14 protein-coding genes are annotated in these 16,425 nt (G+C 72.4%); 9 read left to right on the top strand and 5 right to left on the bottom strand.

What is annotated here, in order from left to right:
* The first annotated feature begins 216 nt into the window (after positions 1-216).
* From EAO70_RS27910 to EAO70_RS27900, 3 genes are all read left to right on the top strand, one after another.
* Positions 217-978 (top strand): DUF4239 domain-containing protein, encoded by a 762-nt coding sequence (locus tag EAO70_RS27910; RefSeq protein WP_148005651.1) that lies wholly within the window; start codon positions 217-219, stop codon positions 976-978.
* A gap of 128 nt (positions 979-1,106) precedes the next feature.
* The gene (locus EAO70_RS27905; protein WP_148005650.1) at positions 1,107-1,481 is read left to right on the top strand and encodes a VOC family protein; all 375 of its coding nucleotides are present in this window, start codon (positions 1,107-1,109) and stop codon (positions 1,479-1,481) included.
* Positions 1,482-1,639: 158 nt separating this feature from the next.
* A complete protein-coding gene (locus EAO70_RS27900) occupies positions 1,640-2,419 on the top strand; it encodes an isocitrate lyase/phosphoenolpyruvate mutase family protein (protein WP_148005649.1) in 780 nt (259 codons plus the stop codon).
* Positions 2,420-2,534: 115 nt separating this feature from the next.
* On the opposite strand, the gene EAO70_RS27895 is transcribed toward EAO70_RS27900, so the two are convergent.
* Positions 2,535-2,831 (bottom strand): hypothetical protein, encoded by a 297-nt coding sequence (locus tag EAO70_RS27895; RefSeq protein WP_148005648.1) that lies wholly within the window; start codon positions 2,829-2,831, stop codon positions 2,535-2,537.
* Positions 2,832-3,067: 236 nt separating this feature from the next.
* On the opposite strand from EAO70_RS27895, the gene EAO70_RS27890 reads away from it, so the two are divergent.
* Positions 3,068-3,346 carry a GlsB/YeaQ/YmgE family stress response membrane protein gene (locus EAO70_RS27890; protein ID WP_148005647.1) on the top strand — a complete coding sequence of 93 codons (279 nt, stop codon included), beginning with the start codon at positions 3,068-3,070 and terminating at the stop codon, positions 3,344-3,346.
* Between the two features lie 142 nt (positions 3,347-3,488).
* Here EAO70_RS27890 and EAO70_RS27885 read toward each other — a convergent pair whose 3' ends face one another.
* On the bottom strand, positions 3,489-4,280 hold the full coding sequence (locus EAO70_RS27885) for a response regulator (RefSeq protein ID WP_187284077.1): 792 nt from the start codon (positions 4,278-4,280) through the stop codon (positions 3,489-3,491).
* A gap of 118 nt (positions 4,281-4,398) precedes the next feature.
* Between EAO70_RS27885 and EAO70_RS27880 the strand changes: the two genes are divergently transcribed.
* The 3 genes from EAO70_RS27880 (at position 4,399) to EAO70_RS27870 (ending at position 8,254) form a co-directional block, all read left to right on the top strand.
* On the top strand, positions 4,399-6,003 hold the full coding sequence (locus tag EAO70_RS27880) for an ATP-binding protein (protein ID WP_261993093.1): 1,605 nt from the start codon (positions 4,399-4,401) through the stop codon (positions 6,001-6,003).
* Positions 6,000-7,196, top strand: a complete 1,197-nt coding sequence (locus EAO70_RS27875) for a PP2C family protein-serine/threonine phosphatase (RefSeq protein WP_261993092.1) — start codon at positions 6,000-6,002, stop codon at positions 7,194-7,196. Before EAO70_RS27880 ends, EAO70_RS27875 begins: the two co-directional genes overlap by 4 nt.
* Positions 7,197-7,330: 134 nt before the next feature.
* Positions 7,331-8,254 carry an NAD-dependent protein deacetylase gene (locus EAO70_RS27870; protein WP_187284076.1) on the top strand — a complete coding sequence of 308 codons (924 nt, stop codon included), beginning with the start codon at positions 7,331-7,333 and terminating at the stop codon, positions 8,252-8,254.
* Between the two features lie 10 nt (positions 8,255-8,264).
* Here EAO70_RS27870 and EAO70_RS27865 read toward each other — a convergent pair whose 3' ends face one another.
* Positions 8,265-9,701 carry a carotenoid oxygenase family protein gene (locus EAO70_RS27865; RefSeq protein WP_148005644.1) on the bottom strand — a complete coding sequence of 479 codons (1,437 nt, stop codon included), beginning with the start codon at positions 9,699-9,701 and terminating at the stop codon, positions 8,265-8,267.
* A gap of 206 nt (positions 9,702-9,907) precedes the next feature.
* Positions 9,908-10,759 (bottom strand): DUF6426 family protein, encoded by an 852-nt coding sequence (locus EAO70_RS27860; protein WP_148005643.1) that lies wholly within the window; start codon positions 10,757-10,759, stop codon positions 9,908-9,910.
* 386 nt (positions 10,760-11,145) lie between these two features.
* Here EAO70_RS27860 and EAO70_RS27855 point away from each other — a divergent pair, with 386 nt between their 5' ends.
* Complete coding sequence (locus EAO70_RS27855; protein WP_187284075.1) at positions 11,146-14,268, top strand: helix-turn-helix transcriptional regulator; 3,123 nt, start codon at positions 11,146-11,148, stop codon at positions 14,266-14,268.
* Between the two features lie 83 nt (positions 14,269-14,351).
* Here the strand turns inward: EAO70_RS27855 and EAO70_RS27850 are convergent, their stop codons facing one another.
* Complete coding sequence (locus tag EAO70_RS27850; RefSeq protein ID WP_261993091.1) at positions 14,352-14,570, bottom strand: hypothetical protein; 219 nt, start codon at positions 14,568-14,570, stop codon at positions 14,352-14,354.
* 373 nt (positions 14,571-14,943) lie between these two features.
* On the opposite strand from EAO70_RS27850, the gene EAO70_RS27845 reads away from it, so the two are divergent.
* Positions 14,944-16,377, top strand: coding sequence for a multicopper oxidase family protein (locus EAO70_RS27845; protein ID WP_187284074.1), 1,434 nt, complete (start codon positions 14,944-14,946; stop codon positions 16,375-16,377).
* Positions 16,378-16,425: the final 48 nt, after the last annotated feature.

Below are 16,425 nucleotides of genomic sequence, written 5' to 3'. Positions count from 1 at the left end.
CTCCATGGCCATGTCCACGGTCGTGGTCACCCTGCCGGGTGTGCTGGCCGCCGCCGCCCTACGGCCCGGATCCCGACGCCGCAGCCGCGGCTGAGACCGCCCGATCCGTCCAGCCGCCTCCCGTACGGCCGCCGGGCCCTCGAACGGCCCGCCGCGCCCGCCCCCTCGTACACATCGCTCTCGTACACATCGCTTCGCTCGTCCTGGAGTTGTGCAATGCCGGAATGGCTCGTCTACACACTGGCCTCGATCCTGGTCTGTGTCCTCGTCGTCACGGCGACCGTCCTGCGGCACCGCCGCGTGGCCGTCGACGAGGACACCTCCCAGACGCCGGACGTGCTGGAGTACATGGTCATGATGGTCGGTGTCGTGTACGCCATCGTCCTCGGACTGGCGATCGCCGGCGTGTGGGAGGCCCGCACCGCGGCCGAGGACACCGTCCAGCGCGAGGCGCAGGCCCTCTACGAGATCGATCAGCGCCTGGACGTCTACCCCGCCGCCTTCCGGACGCAGATCAAGGACCACATCGACGCCTACGCCCTGCACGCGATCACCGCCGAATGGCCCGCGCTGAAGGACGACCTGCCCGTCGATGACAAGGGTGCCGAACTGCTGGGCCGGATCCGCAGCGACATCGCCCACCGCACCCCGGCGGACGAACTCCAGGCCCAGGCCTACCAGCCGCTCCTGGACCAGGTGGCGGCCGCCGACGACGCCCGCCACCAGCGACTCGACACGTCCGGTACGACCCTGCCCCCGGCGCTCTGGTTCGGCCTCGTCGCCGGAGCCCTGATCACCCTCGGCCTCCTCTACACCCTGCAGATCCGCCGCTCGGCGCGCGAACTGCTGCTGGCCACCGCCTTCAGCGCCCTGGTGGTCTTCCTGCTCTTCCTCGTCTGGAGCTTCGACGCGCCCCTCGGCCACTCCGGGACGGACTCCGCCCAGCCCCTGAGCGACCTCCTCACCGCCCAGGTCTGAGCGGGGAGCACCCCGACGGGCGCATGAGCGGGCGGCGGCAGGGAAGTCGTCGCATGCCGGGCGACGCCGCCACGACGTCGGCCCGCCGCCCGGCAGAACGTGTCGTCGAACCACGAGGAGTGCACCTGATGATTCGGAAACTGCAGGCGATCGCCCTGGACTGCGAGGATCACGTACGCCTCGCCCAGTTCTACGCGGACCTGCTCGGCGGCCGGGTCGTCGCCGACCCGAACGCTCCCGACTGGATCGAGGTACACGGCTTCGAGGGAACGCCGCTGGCCTTCCAGCAGGTGGACGGCTACCAGCCGCCCGAGTGGCCCGACCAGAAGCGACCGCAGCAGGTCCACCTGGACTTCGACGTGGACGACCTCGACGGTGAGGAGAAGCGCGCGGTCGCGCTCGGCGCCACCGTCCTCGAGCGGACGGACGAGATCAGGCCGGGCGCCAACTGGCGGGTCTACGCGGATCCCGCGGGCCATCCGTTCTGCCTCTGCGTCCACTGACCCGCGCCCGGGGCGCCGGGGTGCCGATTCCGGCACCCCCGGTGCCCCGCCGCGCGTTCCGGCCGGTCCGGCGGCCGGTGGGGGGTGGGGGTGCCGCTCGGCCGTCGAGCGCCCCGCCGTCACGTCGTTCGCGGCTCCGCAGGAGTAGCGTCGCCGTCATGGATCTCAAAACCACTGTGGAACGTGCCCGCCGACTCGCGGAGTTGCACGCCGAGTACGCGCCGCTCGTGCTGCCGACCGTCTGGGACGTCTGGTCCGCACGGACCGCCGTCGACGCCGGGTTCCCCGCTCTGACGATCGGCAGCCACCCGCTCGCCGACTCCCGGGGAGCCGCCGACCACGAGGGGCAGACCTTCGAGGAGGTGCTCGCCGCCGTCGGACCGATCATCGCGGCCGTGGACGTCCCCGTGTCCGTCGACCTGGAAGCCGGGTACGGACAGGAACCGGCCGATCTCATCGCCGGCCTCACCGGAGTCGGCGGCGTGGGCCTCAACCTGGAGGACACCGTCCACTCGCAGGACGGACGGGTACGCAGCACCAAGGAGCACGCGGCCTTCGTCGAGGGACTGCGCGCGGCCGCCGACGACGCCGGGATCCCGGTCTGGCTGAACGGGCGCACCGACCTGTTCCTCGGCGCGGAGGATCCGTCCCAGGTCCTCCCGGAGGTCGTCGAGCGCCTGCGCGCTTTGCAGCAGGCGGGCGCCGACAGCGTCTATCCCGTGGGCATCCAGGACGACGACAGCCTGCTCGCGGCGGTGGTGGAAGCCGTCACCGTGCCCGTCAACGCCACGGCCCATCCCGTCAAGCACGACGTGGAGAGGTTCCGTCGCCTCGGCATCGGCCGGATCACCTACGGTCCGCTGCTCCAGTTCGCGATGGCGGACGCCATGAGGGACATGCTCAAGCCGTGGGCAACCGACGGCGGCGAGCGCGGCTAGGGCCCGGCCCGCGCAAGACGGCGCCCCTCTCACCAGGCGAACAAACCCGGTGAGAGGGGCGCCGTGTCGCGTGATCGGCGAGCCCGCGGACCTGGAGGGGGGGGTCCGGGGCGTCTCACACGGCGACAGGTTCCGCGGCCGAGGCCCGCGATTCCGTACGGACCGGGGCCGCGGCGTCGGCGATCGTCAGGGAGATGCCCAGGTCGTCACAGAGCCTCCGGGCACGGGCGAGGATGCTGAGCGAAGCGGACGAGGGGCTGGCCGTGGGCCACTGCCACCGGACCTGCCGGGGCTGGTGCGCGGAGAGGAGCCCTTCCACCTGCACCGCGGCGGCGGCTCGCGTGGACACGTCGAGATCGCGCAGCAGGACCACGCGCAGTACGCCGTTCTCCGATTCGTGGCTGATGAACACGCCGACCTCTTTCCGCTCTGTGGTTGTCAGACCCCGTGTGCCCCCGAGGGCGGGGCACAAACACCACTCCCACACCTGCGCGCACACCTTCCCCACGGCACGGTCATGCCTGACGCCGAGGAACGGGGGAGGCGCGCGGAGACGCGGAGTGGCTCGGAAAGTCGGCGTGTTTGAAATCCCCGACAAGGCGAATACGCCACTCGACACCGCGCACATCATCGAGGTAGGAGAAGCGCATGGGCATCATCGCCTGGATCTTGATCGGACTGCTGGCCGGCTTCATCGCCAAGGCACTGATGCCGGGCAAGGACCCCGGCGGCATCATCATCACGATGCTGATCGGCATCGCGGGCGGCCTGCTCGGCGGCTGGCTCGGCAAGGTCATCTTCGGCGTCGACTCCATAGACGGGTTCTTCGACCTGTCCACCTGGGTCGCCGCCATCGTCGGCTCCGTGATTCTCCTGGCCCTCTACCGGGTCCTCACCGGCAACAAGCGGCACCACCGTCACGCCTGAGCGATCCGCTGATCGCATCGGCCGGGTCGGGGCCCTCGACTCGGCGAGCTTGGCCGGCACAGTGACGCGGGTGCGTACCGATCCTGGTCCGGGTGTTTCCGCGAGAGCGGGTGGCGTASTACGCCACCCGCTCTCGGACGTTTCAGCCGCGGGGCGGCCGGGTGGCGGTGTCCAGGTAGAACGCGTCGATGCTCTGGACCGCGGCCTCGAACTCGTCCAGGTTGACCGGCTTGGTCACGTAGGCGTTGGCGTGGCTGCTGTAGGCGCCGGTCACGTCGTCGGGGGCGGACGAGGTGGTGAGGACGACGACCGGGATGGCCTGGAGCGAGGGGTCCGTCTTCAGGACCTTGAGCAGGTCCCTTCCGTTCATCCGCGGCATGTTCAGATCCAGGACGATCAGGTCGGGGCGCGGGGTGCCGGGCGTACGGAGGTGTTCGAGCGCGGCCACGCCGTCGGTGACCTGCACCAGGTTCCGTGCGCCGCGCTCGGAGAGGGCTTCCTCGATGAGCATGGCGTCGGCCATGTCGTCCTCGACGAGCAGGACGTCGAAGGGCTGGACGGGCGTGGTCATCATCGGGTGCTCCATGGGTGCGTCGTCGGAATGGTCGAAGAGTCCCGGCCAGCGGCGTCGGGCGCCCTGGCGCGTCATCCCGCATGCAGCCCCGATCTGCGGGTAACCGGCACCCGCACGGGCTGCGGACCGGGCCGCATTCCGCTGGAGCTGCTCAGCGGCCTGCTGGACGTGTTCCAGCAGGTGCAGCATGGTCAGTGCCTCCGCCGAATCGCGGTCCGCGGCCGGCCTTCCTTCCGGCGCTGACGGGACTTCTTCCAACAGCTGGAGGGCAAGACGTCGCGCGAGGTGAGCGACGGCCGTCTTCGCGACGGCTGCCGTCTCGTCAGGTGTCGTGCGCAGAACGAAGTTCCTGCCAGGCATGAAGGGAACTGTAGGCGCAGATCCGACCCTGCGACAACAATCGTTGTCCGGCGCCCTCTACAGTATGCGCTGCCGCCCCTCTCGAATGGAGGCGGTCACCATCGGAGGGGTTCTCGGCATGAGCGGAAGCGCTGGATCGCGCGTGGGCAGGTTCACCACCTGGACCACGCGCCGCTGGCTGCGTGTGGGCGTGGCCGCCTCGCTGACGGTTCTGACCCTGCTCGGGCTCACCGGAGCCTGGGTGCTGGGGCGCACCGCGGCGATCAGCGACGACCTCGTGAACGTCAAGTCGCCCGCCCTCACCACGGCCTTCCAGCTGGAGTCGGCGCTCCTCAACCAGGAGACCGGGATCCGCGGCTACGGCCTCACCGGGGCCTCCGTGAGCCTCGATCCCTACCGGCGTGGCCTGGCCGACCAGGCCACGTACACCGCCCAGCTCCGGGAGCTGCTCCGGGGCGAAGCGGACAGCCTGGCGGATCTCCAGAGCGTCCAGGACGCCGCGGACACGTGGCAGAAGCAGATCGCCCGGCCCATCGCCGCCGCACCGGTCGGTTCGCCCTCTCCCCTGGCCACCAGCCAGGCCACCGAGGGCAAGCAGGCCTTCGACGCGCTTCGCGTCGCACTCGGCGAGCAGCAGGAGCGGCTACGGACGGAGCGCGCACAGGCGGCCGACGACCTGCGGAGCACCATGCTGCTGCGCAACTGGGTGTTCAGCACGATCGCGGCCGTCATCCTCGTCCTCGCGGTCCTGGTCTTCGAGGGCCTGCGCCGGGGGATCACCGGACCTCTGGACAGGCTGGGCACGGACGCCCGCGTCATCGCGGCGGGTGACTTCGATCACCCCATCGTCGCGACCGGTCCGGCGGACCTGCGGCAGCTGAGTTCCGAGATCGAGTCGATGCGCCGCCGGCTCGTACGGGAGCTGGCGTTCACCGAGGAGGCGCGACAGCGTCTCGACGCCCAGGCCGCCGACCTGCACCGCTCCAACGCCGAGCTGGAGCAGTTCGCCTACGTGGCCTCGCACGACCTCCAGGAACCCCTGCGGAAGGTCTCCAGCTTCACCCAGCTCCTGCAGCGCCGCTACGGAGGCCGGCTCGACGAGCGGGCCGACCAGTACATCGACTACGCGGTCGACGGCGCCAACCGCATGCAGGTGCTCATCAACGACCTCCTGGACTTCTCCCGGGTCGGACGGGTCCACCGCGAACTGGAGAGCGTCGATCTCGAAGCCGTGCACGAGCGGACGCTGTCCTCGCTCAGCGTGAGCATCGAGGAGACCGGGGCGTCCATCACCCACGACCCGCTTCCGTCCCTCACCGCCGACAACACCCAGCTGGGCATGCTGTGGCAGAACCTCATCGGCAACGCCGTCAAGTTCCACCGCCCCGACACGGCACCCCGCATCCACGTCTCCGCCGAGCGGGACGGCGAGCTGTGGCGGTTCGCCGTCACCGACAACGGCATCGGCATCGCTCCGGAGTACGCCGAGAAGGTCTTCGTGATCTTCCAGCGGCTCCACACCAAGGAGGCCTACAAGGGCAGCGGCATCGGGCTCGCGATGTGCAAGAAGATCGTCGAGTTCCACGGCGGCGCCATCGCCGTGGACACCGAGCACCACGACGGGGCCCGCATCACGTTCACCCTGGCGACGCCCCGGCCCGCGACGGCGGAGCTCCTCGCCGAGTCGTCGACGGCGCGCGCGGAAGGGGACCAGACCCCGTGACCGTCTCCTCCACGGCCGCCGACGGCTACGTGGCCACCCACCCCACGTACCGCATCCTGCTCATCGAGGACGACGCGGCCGACGCCCTGCTCGTCGAGGAGCTGCTCTACGACACCGGGCTGGGTTTCGAGCTCACCACGAGGACCACCCTCGCGGCGGCCCGCGACGAACTCGCCGCCCGGACCATCGACTGCGTCCTCCTCGACCTGCACCTGCCCGACATCTCGGGGACCGAGGCCGTCGTCGCCGTCCGTTCCATCGCGCCGCACACCGCTGTGATCGTGCTCACCGGCCTGTCCGAGAAGCAGGCCGGAGCGGAGGCGATGACGGCCGGTGCCCAGGACTACCTCGTCAAGGGCCGGGTCGAGGCCGAGCTGCTCCACCGGACCTTGCGTTACGCCGTCTACCGCAGCGAGACCGAGCGGGCCGCCGCTCAGGCCCAGAAGACCCGGCTGCGCGCCGAGGAGAACGCCCGGCTGGAACGGCGCCTGCTGCCCCCGCCCATCCTCGGCACCTCCGCCGTCACCGTCACGAGCCGCTATCTGCCCGGGGCGGAGGGCGCGCTGCTCGGCGGGGACTTCCTCGACGTCGTCGAAGGCGACGACGGACTGCTGCACGCGGTCGTCGGCGACGTGAGCGGGCACGGGCCCGATGCCGCGGCCGTCGGCGTGTGCCTGCGCATCGCCTGGCGGTCCCTCGTCCTGGGCGGGCACCAGGGACCTGAGCTGCTGCGGCTGATGGAGCGCGTGCTCGTCGCCGAGTGCGGCACCGACATGCTCTTCGCGACCTGCACGATCATCACCCTCGACCAGAGGGCGGCGACCGCCACCCTCCATCTCGCCGGCCATCACCGTCCCCTCCTCACCACGGCCGAGGGCACCCGGGAGGTCCCGGCGACGCACGGCACGGCCCTGGGGCTCGTGCCCGAGCTCGGCACCTGGACGGCCACGGTCGTTCCCCTCCCGCCGGCCGGCGCGCTGACCATCTACACCGACGGCCTCTCCGAGGGGCACCACGGCTCGGGCCGTGAGCGGCTCGGTGTGGAGGGCCTTCTGCGGATCATCCACGAACTGCCCCCGAACGATCCGGCCGCCCACCTCGACCGCCTCATCAAGGAAGCCCGGGCGCTCAACGCGGCCCGGCACACGGACGACGTCGCCGTGCTCAGGCTCGACTGGAACACCGGTCACTGAACGGGGGCGGGGGCGCCGTCGGGCAGAGGCGTCGCGGGGCCGGGCGGCACGCGCTGCGGAGGCGTAGCGGGACGTACGGCATACGCCGCGGAGGTACGGATACGTGCCCGGGGCAGGCTCCGTACCCTGGGGGCATGCGTATGCGCCCCACGTTGAGCTGGACCCCCACCGAGGACCTGCCGCCGGGCACGACCGACCTGGAGCCGGTCGTCGCCGCACTGGACGCCGGCGGTGTGCTGGTGCTCAGTGGAGCGGGCATCTCCACCGAGTCGGGCATCCCGGACTACCGGGGCGAGGGCGGAAGCCTGAGCCGGCACACCCCGATGACGTACCAGGAGTTCACCGCGGACGCCCAGGCCCGCCGTCGGTACTGGGCGCGCAGCCACCTCGGCTGGCGCACCTTCCGCCGCGCCCTGCCCAACGCGGGGCACCTGGCCGTGGCCGCCTTCGGGCAGTACGGCCTGCTCTCGGGAGTGATCACCCAGAACGTCGACGGCCTGCACGGCACGGCCGGCAGTGACGGCGTCGTGGAGCTGCACGGAAGCCTGGACCGGGTGGTCTGCCTCACCTGCGGGGCCTTCAGCCGGCGCGTGGACCTCGCCCTGCGGCTGGAGGAGGCCAACGCCGGCTTCGCGCCGAGGGCGGCCCGCATCAACCCGGACGGCGACGCCGATCTCAGCGACGACCAGGTCGGGGACTTCCGTGTGCTGCCGTGCACGGTCTGCGGCGGGATCCTCAAGCCCGACGTGGTGTTCTTCGGCGAAGCCGTCCCTCCGCGGCGGGTGGAGCGCTGCCGTGAGCTGGTGCGCGAGGCGGCCTCTCTGCTGGTCCTCGGGTCCTCGCTCACCGTGATGAGCGGCCTCCGGTTCGTCCGGCAGGCGGCCGAGGCGGGGAAGCCGGTGCTGATCGTCAACCAGGATCCGACCCGCGGCGACCGGTACGCGGTCACCCGTGTGGCCCTGCCCCTGGGGGCGGCCCTCACCGGAGTGGCCGCCCGCCTGGACGTTCCCGTCCACCCGCACGGTGCGGAGGCCGGGGGAGGGGCGGGCGGCCAGTGATCAGGGGCGCTCAGCCGCCCTCGGTCGGCAGCCAGCAGCCGTGAAGGCCCAGGGGAACCCGGACGGGGATGCGGGCCCGTGCCACTGGCCCGGACGCCGGGTCCTCGGCGGGCATCACCAGGAACCAACTCGACCCGTCGGTGCGGTCGGTGGCGAAGGTGAGCCAGTAGCCGCGTTCCTCGGAGTCGGTGCCCGGCTCGGGCGCGAAGACGGGCTCCCCGACCGACAGGTCGCCCGCATCCCAGACACGGGCGGCCCCGGTCCGCAGGTCCTGGAAGCGCACGGCGTCGTACTCGCCCGAGAGCAGGTCCGTCCGTCCGGTCGAGGTGGCCAGCGCGGTGTGCCGGTGGCGCCGGCCGATGAGACGGTCGTCGATGCGAGGGAACTCCACTCGGGCGTCGTCCAGCAGGGTGCGGGTCATGCTGCCCGCCGCGGGGTCGATGCGGGCGCGGGTCAGACCACCTCGGACCGGGTCCTTCGCCGCCACCGGTGCACTGCCGACGGTCAGCCGGCTCCACTCCACGAAGTCCAGGACGACCGGGTCGTCCGCACCGGGCCCCTCGTCGTAGGCGTTCACGGTGTGCCACAGCCAGAACGCCTCGTCGGTCGCCCCGCGCGGCGGTCCGCCGTCGCGGGGGATCAGCACCACGCGGGTACCCCGCTCCGGCCGCCAGGCCAGAAACGAGCCGCCCGCCATGGCCGCGTCCAGATCGAAGAAGGCGGGGGCGAGGACCAGCACGGCGTAGCGGGCGGTCAGCGCCATGTCGTGGATCATCATCGGCTCGTCGACTCCCTCGACGGGGGTGGGGCCACGCGTCACGATGCCGTCGCGGTCGATGACCGACCAGGTCAGATACGGGGGCTCCAGGGCGTAGCAGAAGACCACCATCTCGCCCGTGACGGGGTCGATCTTGGGGTGGGCGGTGATCCCGGCAGGCAGAGCCCCATCGAAGTCCTCGGAGCCGAGGGTGTCGAGCCCGGCACCGATCCGGAACGGGCAGCCCGACTCGGCGAGCGCCAGCAGCCGCCCGCCGTGCCGTACGACGTTGATGTCGGGCAGATCCCGGAAGGTTCCCGCCAGCTCTGGTCCCACCTGCTCGGCGTCCGGCACGATCATCGACTCCAGGCCGCCCCACAGGGCGTGCCCGGCCCGTTCCTCGGCCTCCAGGGCGGGGGTGCGCACGAAGCGGTTGCGGTAGCGGGCGCGGCCCTCCGAGAGCCACACGCCGTGCAGCATTCCGTCACCGTCGATGGGATAGAGGTACGAGCCGATCGGCGTGAAGCGCGGATTGGGGCCGTTGCGCAGGTACAGGCCGTCCAGCGCGGACGGGATCTCGCCCGTCACCTCCAGATCCGCGGCGTTCACCTCCTCGGTCACCGGCGCGAACGATCCCAGCAGGTGGGGGACGCGAGCGGGGTCGAAACGGGGCGACGCGTGCGTGCTCACGGAACCTCCCGGAGCGGGGATGGGCCGGTTTCCCGCACCTTCCAGTGAAACGCGACACGGCGGATGGGGCCAGTGCCCCGGTCGGTCCGCCGCGACCCGCCACGGGTCGGGTCGCGGCGGCCGGCCGGGCTCCTCGTCGGTCAGGCGCGGGCCATCGGGCCGTATCGCCGGTGCGTGCTCAGCCGTAAGGGGGCCACGTACGGCACCTAGCAGGCGCGGCCGGTGACGGCTCCGGTGGGCTGGGTGACGTTCACGAACTCGGTCGAGTAGTTGCCCCAGAAGTCGGACGTGGTGATCGCGTAGACGCTGGTCTGGTACTCGACGTACACGGCCCAGGACTCACCCGGCTTGAGCGTGAACTCGGTGTTGTACGTGGCGCTGAGGGTGGTGTTGAGCTGCGTGCCCAGCTGGGCGGTGAGCACCTGGAGCGCGGTCGCCGAGATGTTCGTGCTCGTCTGGGTGGCGAGCGCGTACGTCACGCCGCTGCTGTACTTCGCCTCCACGCTGCCGGACTGGTTGCGGTAGCACTTGCCGCGCTCCTCCCACACCCGGCCCCGGCTGTGCACCGTGACCAGGGGGCCCGCGCCGCTGAGGCCGCCCCCGTGGACCGTGGGGATGCCGGGACCGGCGGGAACGGAGGGACGGACCGCGTGCCCGGTGACGACGACCTCGGGCAGGGTCGCGTCGATGGGCCGGCCGAGCGGCCCGTCGACGATCTCCACTCCCGGGCCGCCCGGATCGGACGGGCCGTTCCCCGGATCGCCGGGGTCGCCGTCGCCGGGGTTCCCCGAGTCGCCCGGGTCGCTGGGATCGTCGCTCCAGTCGCCGTCGTCGCCTCCTTCGCCGCCGCCTCCGTCACCACCCCAGTCACCCCAGTCGCCGCCACCCCAGTCACCACCGCCCCAGTCGCCGCCACCGCCTTCCTCGCCGGTGTCCTCGTCCTGGCACAGGGTGGATCCGTCACAGGCGTAGGCGGTGAAGGGGACGGCGACCGCCGGCACGCCGGTCAGGACGACGGCGCCGAGTACGGCCGTCGCCGCCATGGCTCTCAACTTCACAGGTTCTCCCAGGTCGGGGAATCGATCTGACGGCACGGGAGTCTTCCCGGCGACCCTGCCGCGCACAGCCGTAGAACTACGCAACCGACTACGGGGCACGGAGCACGGCGACGACGGTGACCGGGCGTCGAGGATCCCGGGTGGGCACGGCGTCGACGGCCGGGACGGGGGAAGAAGGCGAGAAGGGCACGCGACCCGCAGAAGGGCGCGAGAGGGGCGCGCGACCCGCTCCGACCTGCGTCGCGGGCGCCGGCAGACCGCTGTCAGTGGGGCCCGCTACCTTGATCGGAAAGCTGGGGCCGGGGATGTCCCGGGAGCGCGGTGCGACCCTGTCACGTGTGATCCGCGGCAGGGAGAGGCCACAGGGGAGAGGGGCGGTGTGCGTCGTGCCGTTACCGATGGAGGGCGGGGCACTGGCGGGGCGCGAAGTGGAGCGGGCGCGACTGGCCCAGGTGCTGGACGGGTTGGGACACGGCCGGGGGGCCGTGGTCGAGATCGTGGGGGAACCAGGTTCGGGCAAGACCCAGTTGGCCTGCGAGCTGGCCGACGAGGCGGCCCGGCGCGGGCTGCCCGTGCTCTGGGCCCGTGCGCTCCGCTCGGGCGACGAGCCGTACGAGGTCTTCCGCGACGTCGCGGAGGCCTCGGCGCTGCCCGAGGCGCCGTCCCCCGCTGGATGGTGCGAGCTGGTCCGGCGGAAGGCGGCCGGTGGCGTACTCGTGGTCGACGAGCTGCACCGGGCCGATCCCGCCTCCCTTGAGGTCGTGCTGCGGATGATCTCCTCTTCCTCGTCGCCCTCTCCCTCCACCCCCTTCGTCCTGGTGCTGGCGCACCGACCGCGGCAGAGTCCGCCCGCCCTGCTGCAAGCGCTCGACCTCGGCGTACGGAGAGACGGCGTGGTGCGGGTGCAGGCGGGGCCGTTGAGCGCGGCGGTGGCGGCGACGCTCGTCGACGCCTGGGCCCGTTCCGCCCACGTACCTCCCGGAGCCGACAGCCAGGACGCGGCGACGGCCCCGCCGCACGGACACTGGGACCGAACCTCCGCTTCGTCGGCCGCCCTGCACGCCGCCGCGCAGGGACTGCCGGGGTACCTGCGGCTGTTGGTCGCCGCCGGCTTCGACCCCGAGACGTGGCCGGACCGGGCGGGTGAGGACGAGCCCCGTCTCCTGCGCGAGGCGGCGCCCCTCCTCGGCGAGTTCGGCGAGCTGAGCGGACCGGCCCGGTCGGCCCTCCGGGCGGCGGCCGTACTCGGCGGGACGTTCGACCCGGTGGAGGTCGCCCGCGTGGCCGGGCTCCGTACCGGGGCCGGCCTCGACGCGTGCGCGGAGCTGGTCAGAGCCGACGTGCTCCGTCCCACGGGCCGGGGCCGGCGGCTGGCGTTCCGCCATCCGGTCGTCGGACACGTCGCGCACGCCGCCTGCGAGCTGTCGTTCCTGCCGGCCGCCCACCGGCGCGCCCTGCGCATCGCCACGGAGCGGGGCGCGCCCGCTGCGGAACAGGCCCGCCACGCCGAGCACCTGCTGCACACCGACGGTGTCGCCGTGGCCCGGGTGCTCGCCGACGGGGCCGCGCAGACGGTGACCAGCTCGCCCGCGATCGCGGCGCGCTGGCTGAGACTCGCCCTGGACGCACGGTCGGCCCGTGGCCGGCGGTCCGAGGAACGCGCGCGGTGGGAGCTGGCGTACGGCAGGGCGCTGATCGCCTCCGGACGTCTGTGGGAGGCCCGCGCCCTCACCCACGACCTCCTCTCCAGAGGCGCACCCCTCGCCGCAGGTCCGGGCGGCAGCGGCGACGCGCGCCCGGTCTCCGGACTGCTGCTCCAGGCGTACGCGGTCTGCGCCGACGCCGAGCGGCTGCTGTGCCGCTACGACGAGGCCGAGGCCATCGCCCGTACGGGAATGGAGCTGCTGCCCCGACCGCTGCCCGCCGTCCTGTCCGCCGAGGCCACCGAGCTGATCTACGCGTACGGGCTGGTGCACGTCCTGCGCGGCACGCACCACCGGATCCGGCCGCTGCTCGGGGAGGCCGCCCGGGCGCGCACCGAGGCAGGGCCCTCCACCGCGGCTGCGCTGGCGGTCCTCATCGCCTTCTGCGACACGTTCTCCGGCGACATCGCGCGGGCGGCACCCGAAGTCGCCCGCGGCGCCGCGCTGGTGGACGCCCTGCCGGACGGGGTGGCCGGCCGGACCCCGGACGTCCTCGCCCTCCTCGGCTGCGCGGAGCTGTACCTCGAACGCTTCCCGGACGCCCGCCGCCACCTCCAGCGGGGACTGGACGCGGCGACCGGGGGCGCGCAGAAGCACATACGCGCCCATCTGCTCCTCGGCCTGACCATGATCGACCAGTGGGCCGGCCGGCTCGACGACGCGGAGCGCCGGGCCACCGAGGCGGGGGAGCTGGCGCGCGCGGTCGGCGCTCCCGACGTGGTGACCCTGGCGACGGCGATGCGCGCGATGACGCTGGTCTGGTCCCGGGGGAGGCGGCACACCGAGGATGCGGTCGCGCTCGCGTCGAGGGCGGTGGACACCGCCGTCCTCGGCCGCGGCTGGTGGGCCAGCTCCGCCATCAGCCTGCTGGCGCACGCGCAGCTGCTCGGCGGGGACGGCGCGGGGTGCCTGCGGACGCTCCTGGACGGCGGGGGCGGTGACGGCCTGCCCGACGTTCAGCCCGCCTTCCGGCCCTCGCTGCTCGCCCTGATGGCGACCGCCACCCTGAGCCGCGGTGACATCGTGGGGTCCGAGGCACTGCTCGCCGACGCGCAGGCCGACGCCGGTCGCCTCGGTCTGGCGCTGCAGTGGGCGTGCGTCCACCGGGTGAGCGCCCAAGTGCGCGCGGTGCGCGGCGAACACGTCGCGGCGCTGGAGCTGTTCGAACGGGCGGCCCAGGGCTTCCGCGGCGGCGGGCTGCCCGTGCAGCACGCGTGGACGCTGGTCTCCATGGCCCCTGCGACCCTGGCCGTGAGCGGTCGGGCCGCGGCGCTGGACGTCCTGGCACGGGCCGAGGAGTTGGCCCGCCCCTGTGGTGCGGCCCTGGTCGCGGAGGAGGTGGCTCGGGTGCGCGCGGGGATGGGGGCGGGCCATCGGAAGGACGCGGGCCATGAGGGAGAGGCGGGCCACCGGATGGACGCGGGCCATGAGGGAGAGGCGGGCCACCGGATGGACGGGGACCCTGGCGTGGACGCGGACCGCCGGCTGAACCAGGGCCTCCGATCAGGCCCCGGCCCCGTGGCCGACGGGAACTCATCCGCCAGTCCATGGTCCGTCCCTCCCGCGCCGCCCCTCGAAGAGCGAGCCGTGGATCCCCGGTCCGTGGATCTCCGGTCCGTGCTGAGCGAGCGTGAGCGCGAGATCGCGGACCTGGCCGCCGAGGGACTGCGGTCCCGGGAGATCGCCGAACGTCTCTTCCTCAGCCACCGCACCGTCGACTCCCATCTGGGCAGCGCCTACCGCAAGTTGGGCGTCACGTCCCGTACCGCCCTGGCCAGGGCACTGGGCCCGGCTGTCCCCGGCTAGCGGCGCACGGGTACGAGGGTGGGCACGCCGATGACGCCCGGTCCGTGGGTGAGACCGGGCGTCGAGTGGGCGATCCGAAGGTCTCAGCGACGCCGGTGGTGGGCGTCGCTGGCCGAGGGCGGCGCGTTGTGCATCGCGATCGTGCTGAAGGAGACGCGGTCGCGACCCGCCTGCAGCCGGGCCTCTTCCTCGATGCGAAGCCCCTCGGCGGAATCGGTCCGATTCTGACTGCGCCTGAGGAGCGTGACGATCGACAGGAGGACCAGCCCGCCCAGGATCCCGAACAGTACGACGAACGCCATGACCATCTCCCCGTGTAGACCTGAGCCGAGTATGCACGCGCCCGTCGCAGGTGACTACTGTTCAGTTTCGACTCGGCCGGGATACCTCGCCGCCCGAACTCGCCGCACTGACTCGGCTGCTTCGCGGGACAGGAAGGCCTGGAACTCGCAAAATCACGGTGAGCCGCGCGGACAAAACGGATGTTTCTCCTATATTCCGCCTGTGCGAAACATTCGTGGAGTGAGTCGTCGAACGCTGCTCACATCGCTGTCCCTGGCAAGCCTTCCGCTGGCCTTCCGGGAGCCACCGGCCGCCCGGCGCGGCAAGGCCCCGACCCCGTTCCCCCAGCCTGCCGTCACCTCGCCCCGATCCGCCGCGGGGCAGTCGGCGCCGGTGACCGAGCAGACCCTCGACGTCCGGTTCACCGAGGTGTCCGTCCCGGGCCACGGGTCCGTGACGACCCGCGCGTACAACGGAGCCGTTCCCGGACCGACCCTGCGCGTACGGCCCGGCGGAGTGCTCCAGCTGACCCACGTCAACGGCCTCCCGCCCAACCCGCACCACGACGGCGGCCACAACGTCCCGCACCACCCCAACAGCTTCAACCTGCACACGCACGGCATGCACGTCTCCCCGAGCGGGGACGCCGACAACGTGCTGCGCGAGTTCGCCCCCCGCACCCAGGAGGAGGCCGACGCCGGGCGCCCCGAGCCCCGGTACACCTCCACGATCCACGTCCCCGACAACCACCCGGCCGGCACCTACTGGTACCACCCGCACCTGCACGGAGCCATCGCCGAACAGATCGTCGGCGGAATGGCCGGCGTCGTCATCGTCGAGGGCGACATCGACGAGGTCCCCGAGATCAGGGCCGCCGCCGACCTCGTCGTCTGCATCAACGAACTCAAGCCCAAGGACGGCCGGATCCCCGCCTTCACCACGGGCAACTGGGTGAACGGCGTCCCGTCCGTCTTCACCGTCAACGGCGCCGTCAATCCCACCCTCCAGCTGCGCCCGGGCGAAGTCCAGCGGTGGCGCCTGGTCGCCGCGACCGCCTTCACCGGCCTGCGGCTCACGCTCACGGGCGAGAGCGGCGGCTTGACGATGCACCAGATCGCGCAGGACGGCATCACGTTCCCCCGGGCCGTCGCGCAGGACCGGATCGAGATGGCCATGGGCAACCGCGCGGACGTCCTGGTACGCGGCGGTACCCCCGGACGCTACGAGCTGCATGCCGACGGGGTGACCGGCCCGCTGATGACCGTCGAGGTCACCGGAGCCCCCGTCGTCCCGCCGATGCCACTGCCGGACGTCCTGCCGCAGGGGCGTCCCTTCCTGGACGAGAACGCCGTGGACGCCGGCCGACCCGACCGGGAGGTGCTCTTCCACTCCGACGCACGCGTCTTCCCGGCTCCCTTCCCCAACGCCTTCCGCATCCTGGGGACGGGAGCGACACCTGCGGCCGATCCGAGCGGCGACCTCACGCGCGACACCGCCTACGGCCTGTTCGACCCGAACGTGGTCAACCACACCCTGCCGCTGGGCACGGTCGAACGCTGGACCGTCCGCACCGACGAGACCCTGCCGGCGCACAGCCACCCGTTCCATCTGCACACCAACCCGGTGCTCCTCACCCACCGCAACGGCCTCCGCCTCGACCCACCGGTCTGGCACGACACGATCGGCCTCTCCGGTGGCGCCCCGGGCGACTCGGTCACCTTCCTGGTCGCCTACGAGGACTTCACCGGCCGCACCATCGCCCACTGCCACCAGCTCCAGCACGAAGACCTCGGCATGATGCAGACCGTCGACTACGTCGCACCGTGACGCCCCAGCTCGGTTCCTCCCTCGCCCGAGGCCGCCCGGGCCGCCCCG

Origin of the sequence: Streptomyces sp. adm13(2018), from assembly GCF_008042145.1 — a bacterium.
In the GTDB taxonomy this organism is placed as follows: domain Bacteria; phylum Actinomycetota; class Actinomycetes; order Streptomycetales; family Streptomycetaceae; genus Streptomyces.
Note: the sequence above shows the minus strand (reverse complement) of the source record. Positions and strands in the feature narration are given on the sequence as shown.

Excerpts from the sequence above, each read along its gene's own strand:
- EAO70_RS27910 (WP_148005651.1), top strand. The coding sequence starts at position 217 with ATGCCGGAATGGCTCGTCTACACACTGGCCTCGATCCTGGTCTGTGTC.
- EAO70_RS27880 (WP_261993093.1), top strand. The coding sequence starts at position 4,399 with ATGAGCGGAAGCGCTGGATCGCGCGTGGGCAGGTTCACCACCTGGACC.
- EAO70_RS27890 (WP_148005647.1), top strand. The coding sequence starts at position 3,068 with ATGGGCATCATCGCCTGGATCTTGATCGGACTGCTGGCCGGCTTCATC.
- EAO70_RS27900 (WP_148005649.1), top strand. The coding sequence starts at position 1,640 with ATGGATCTCAAAACCACTGTGGAACGTGCCCGCCGACTCGCGGAGTTG.
- EAO70_RS27870 (WP_187284076.1), top strand. The coding sequence starts at position 7,331 with ATGCGTATGCGCCCCACGTTGAGCTGGACCCCCACCGAGGACCTGCCG.
- EAO70_RS27905 (WP_148005650.1), top strand. The coding sequence starts at position 1,107 with ATGATTCGGAAACTGCAGGCGATCGCCCTGGACTGCGAGGATCACGTA.
- EAO70_RS27885 (WP_187284077.1), bottom strand. The coding sequence starts at position 4,280 with ATGCCTGGCAGGAACTTCGTTCTGCGCACGACACCTGACGAGACGGCA.
- EAO70_RS27850 (WP_261993091.1), bottom strand. The coding sequence starts at position 14,570 with ATGGCGTTCGTCGTACTGTTCGGGATCCTGGGCGGGCTGGTCCTCCTG.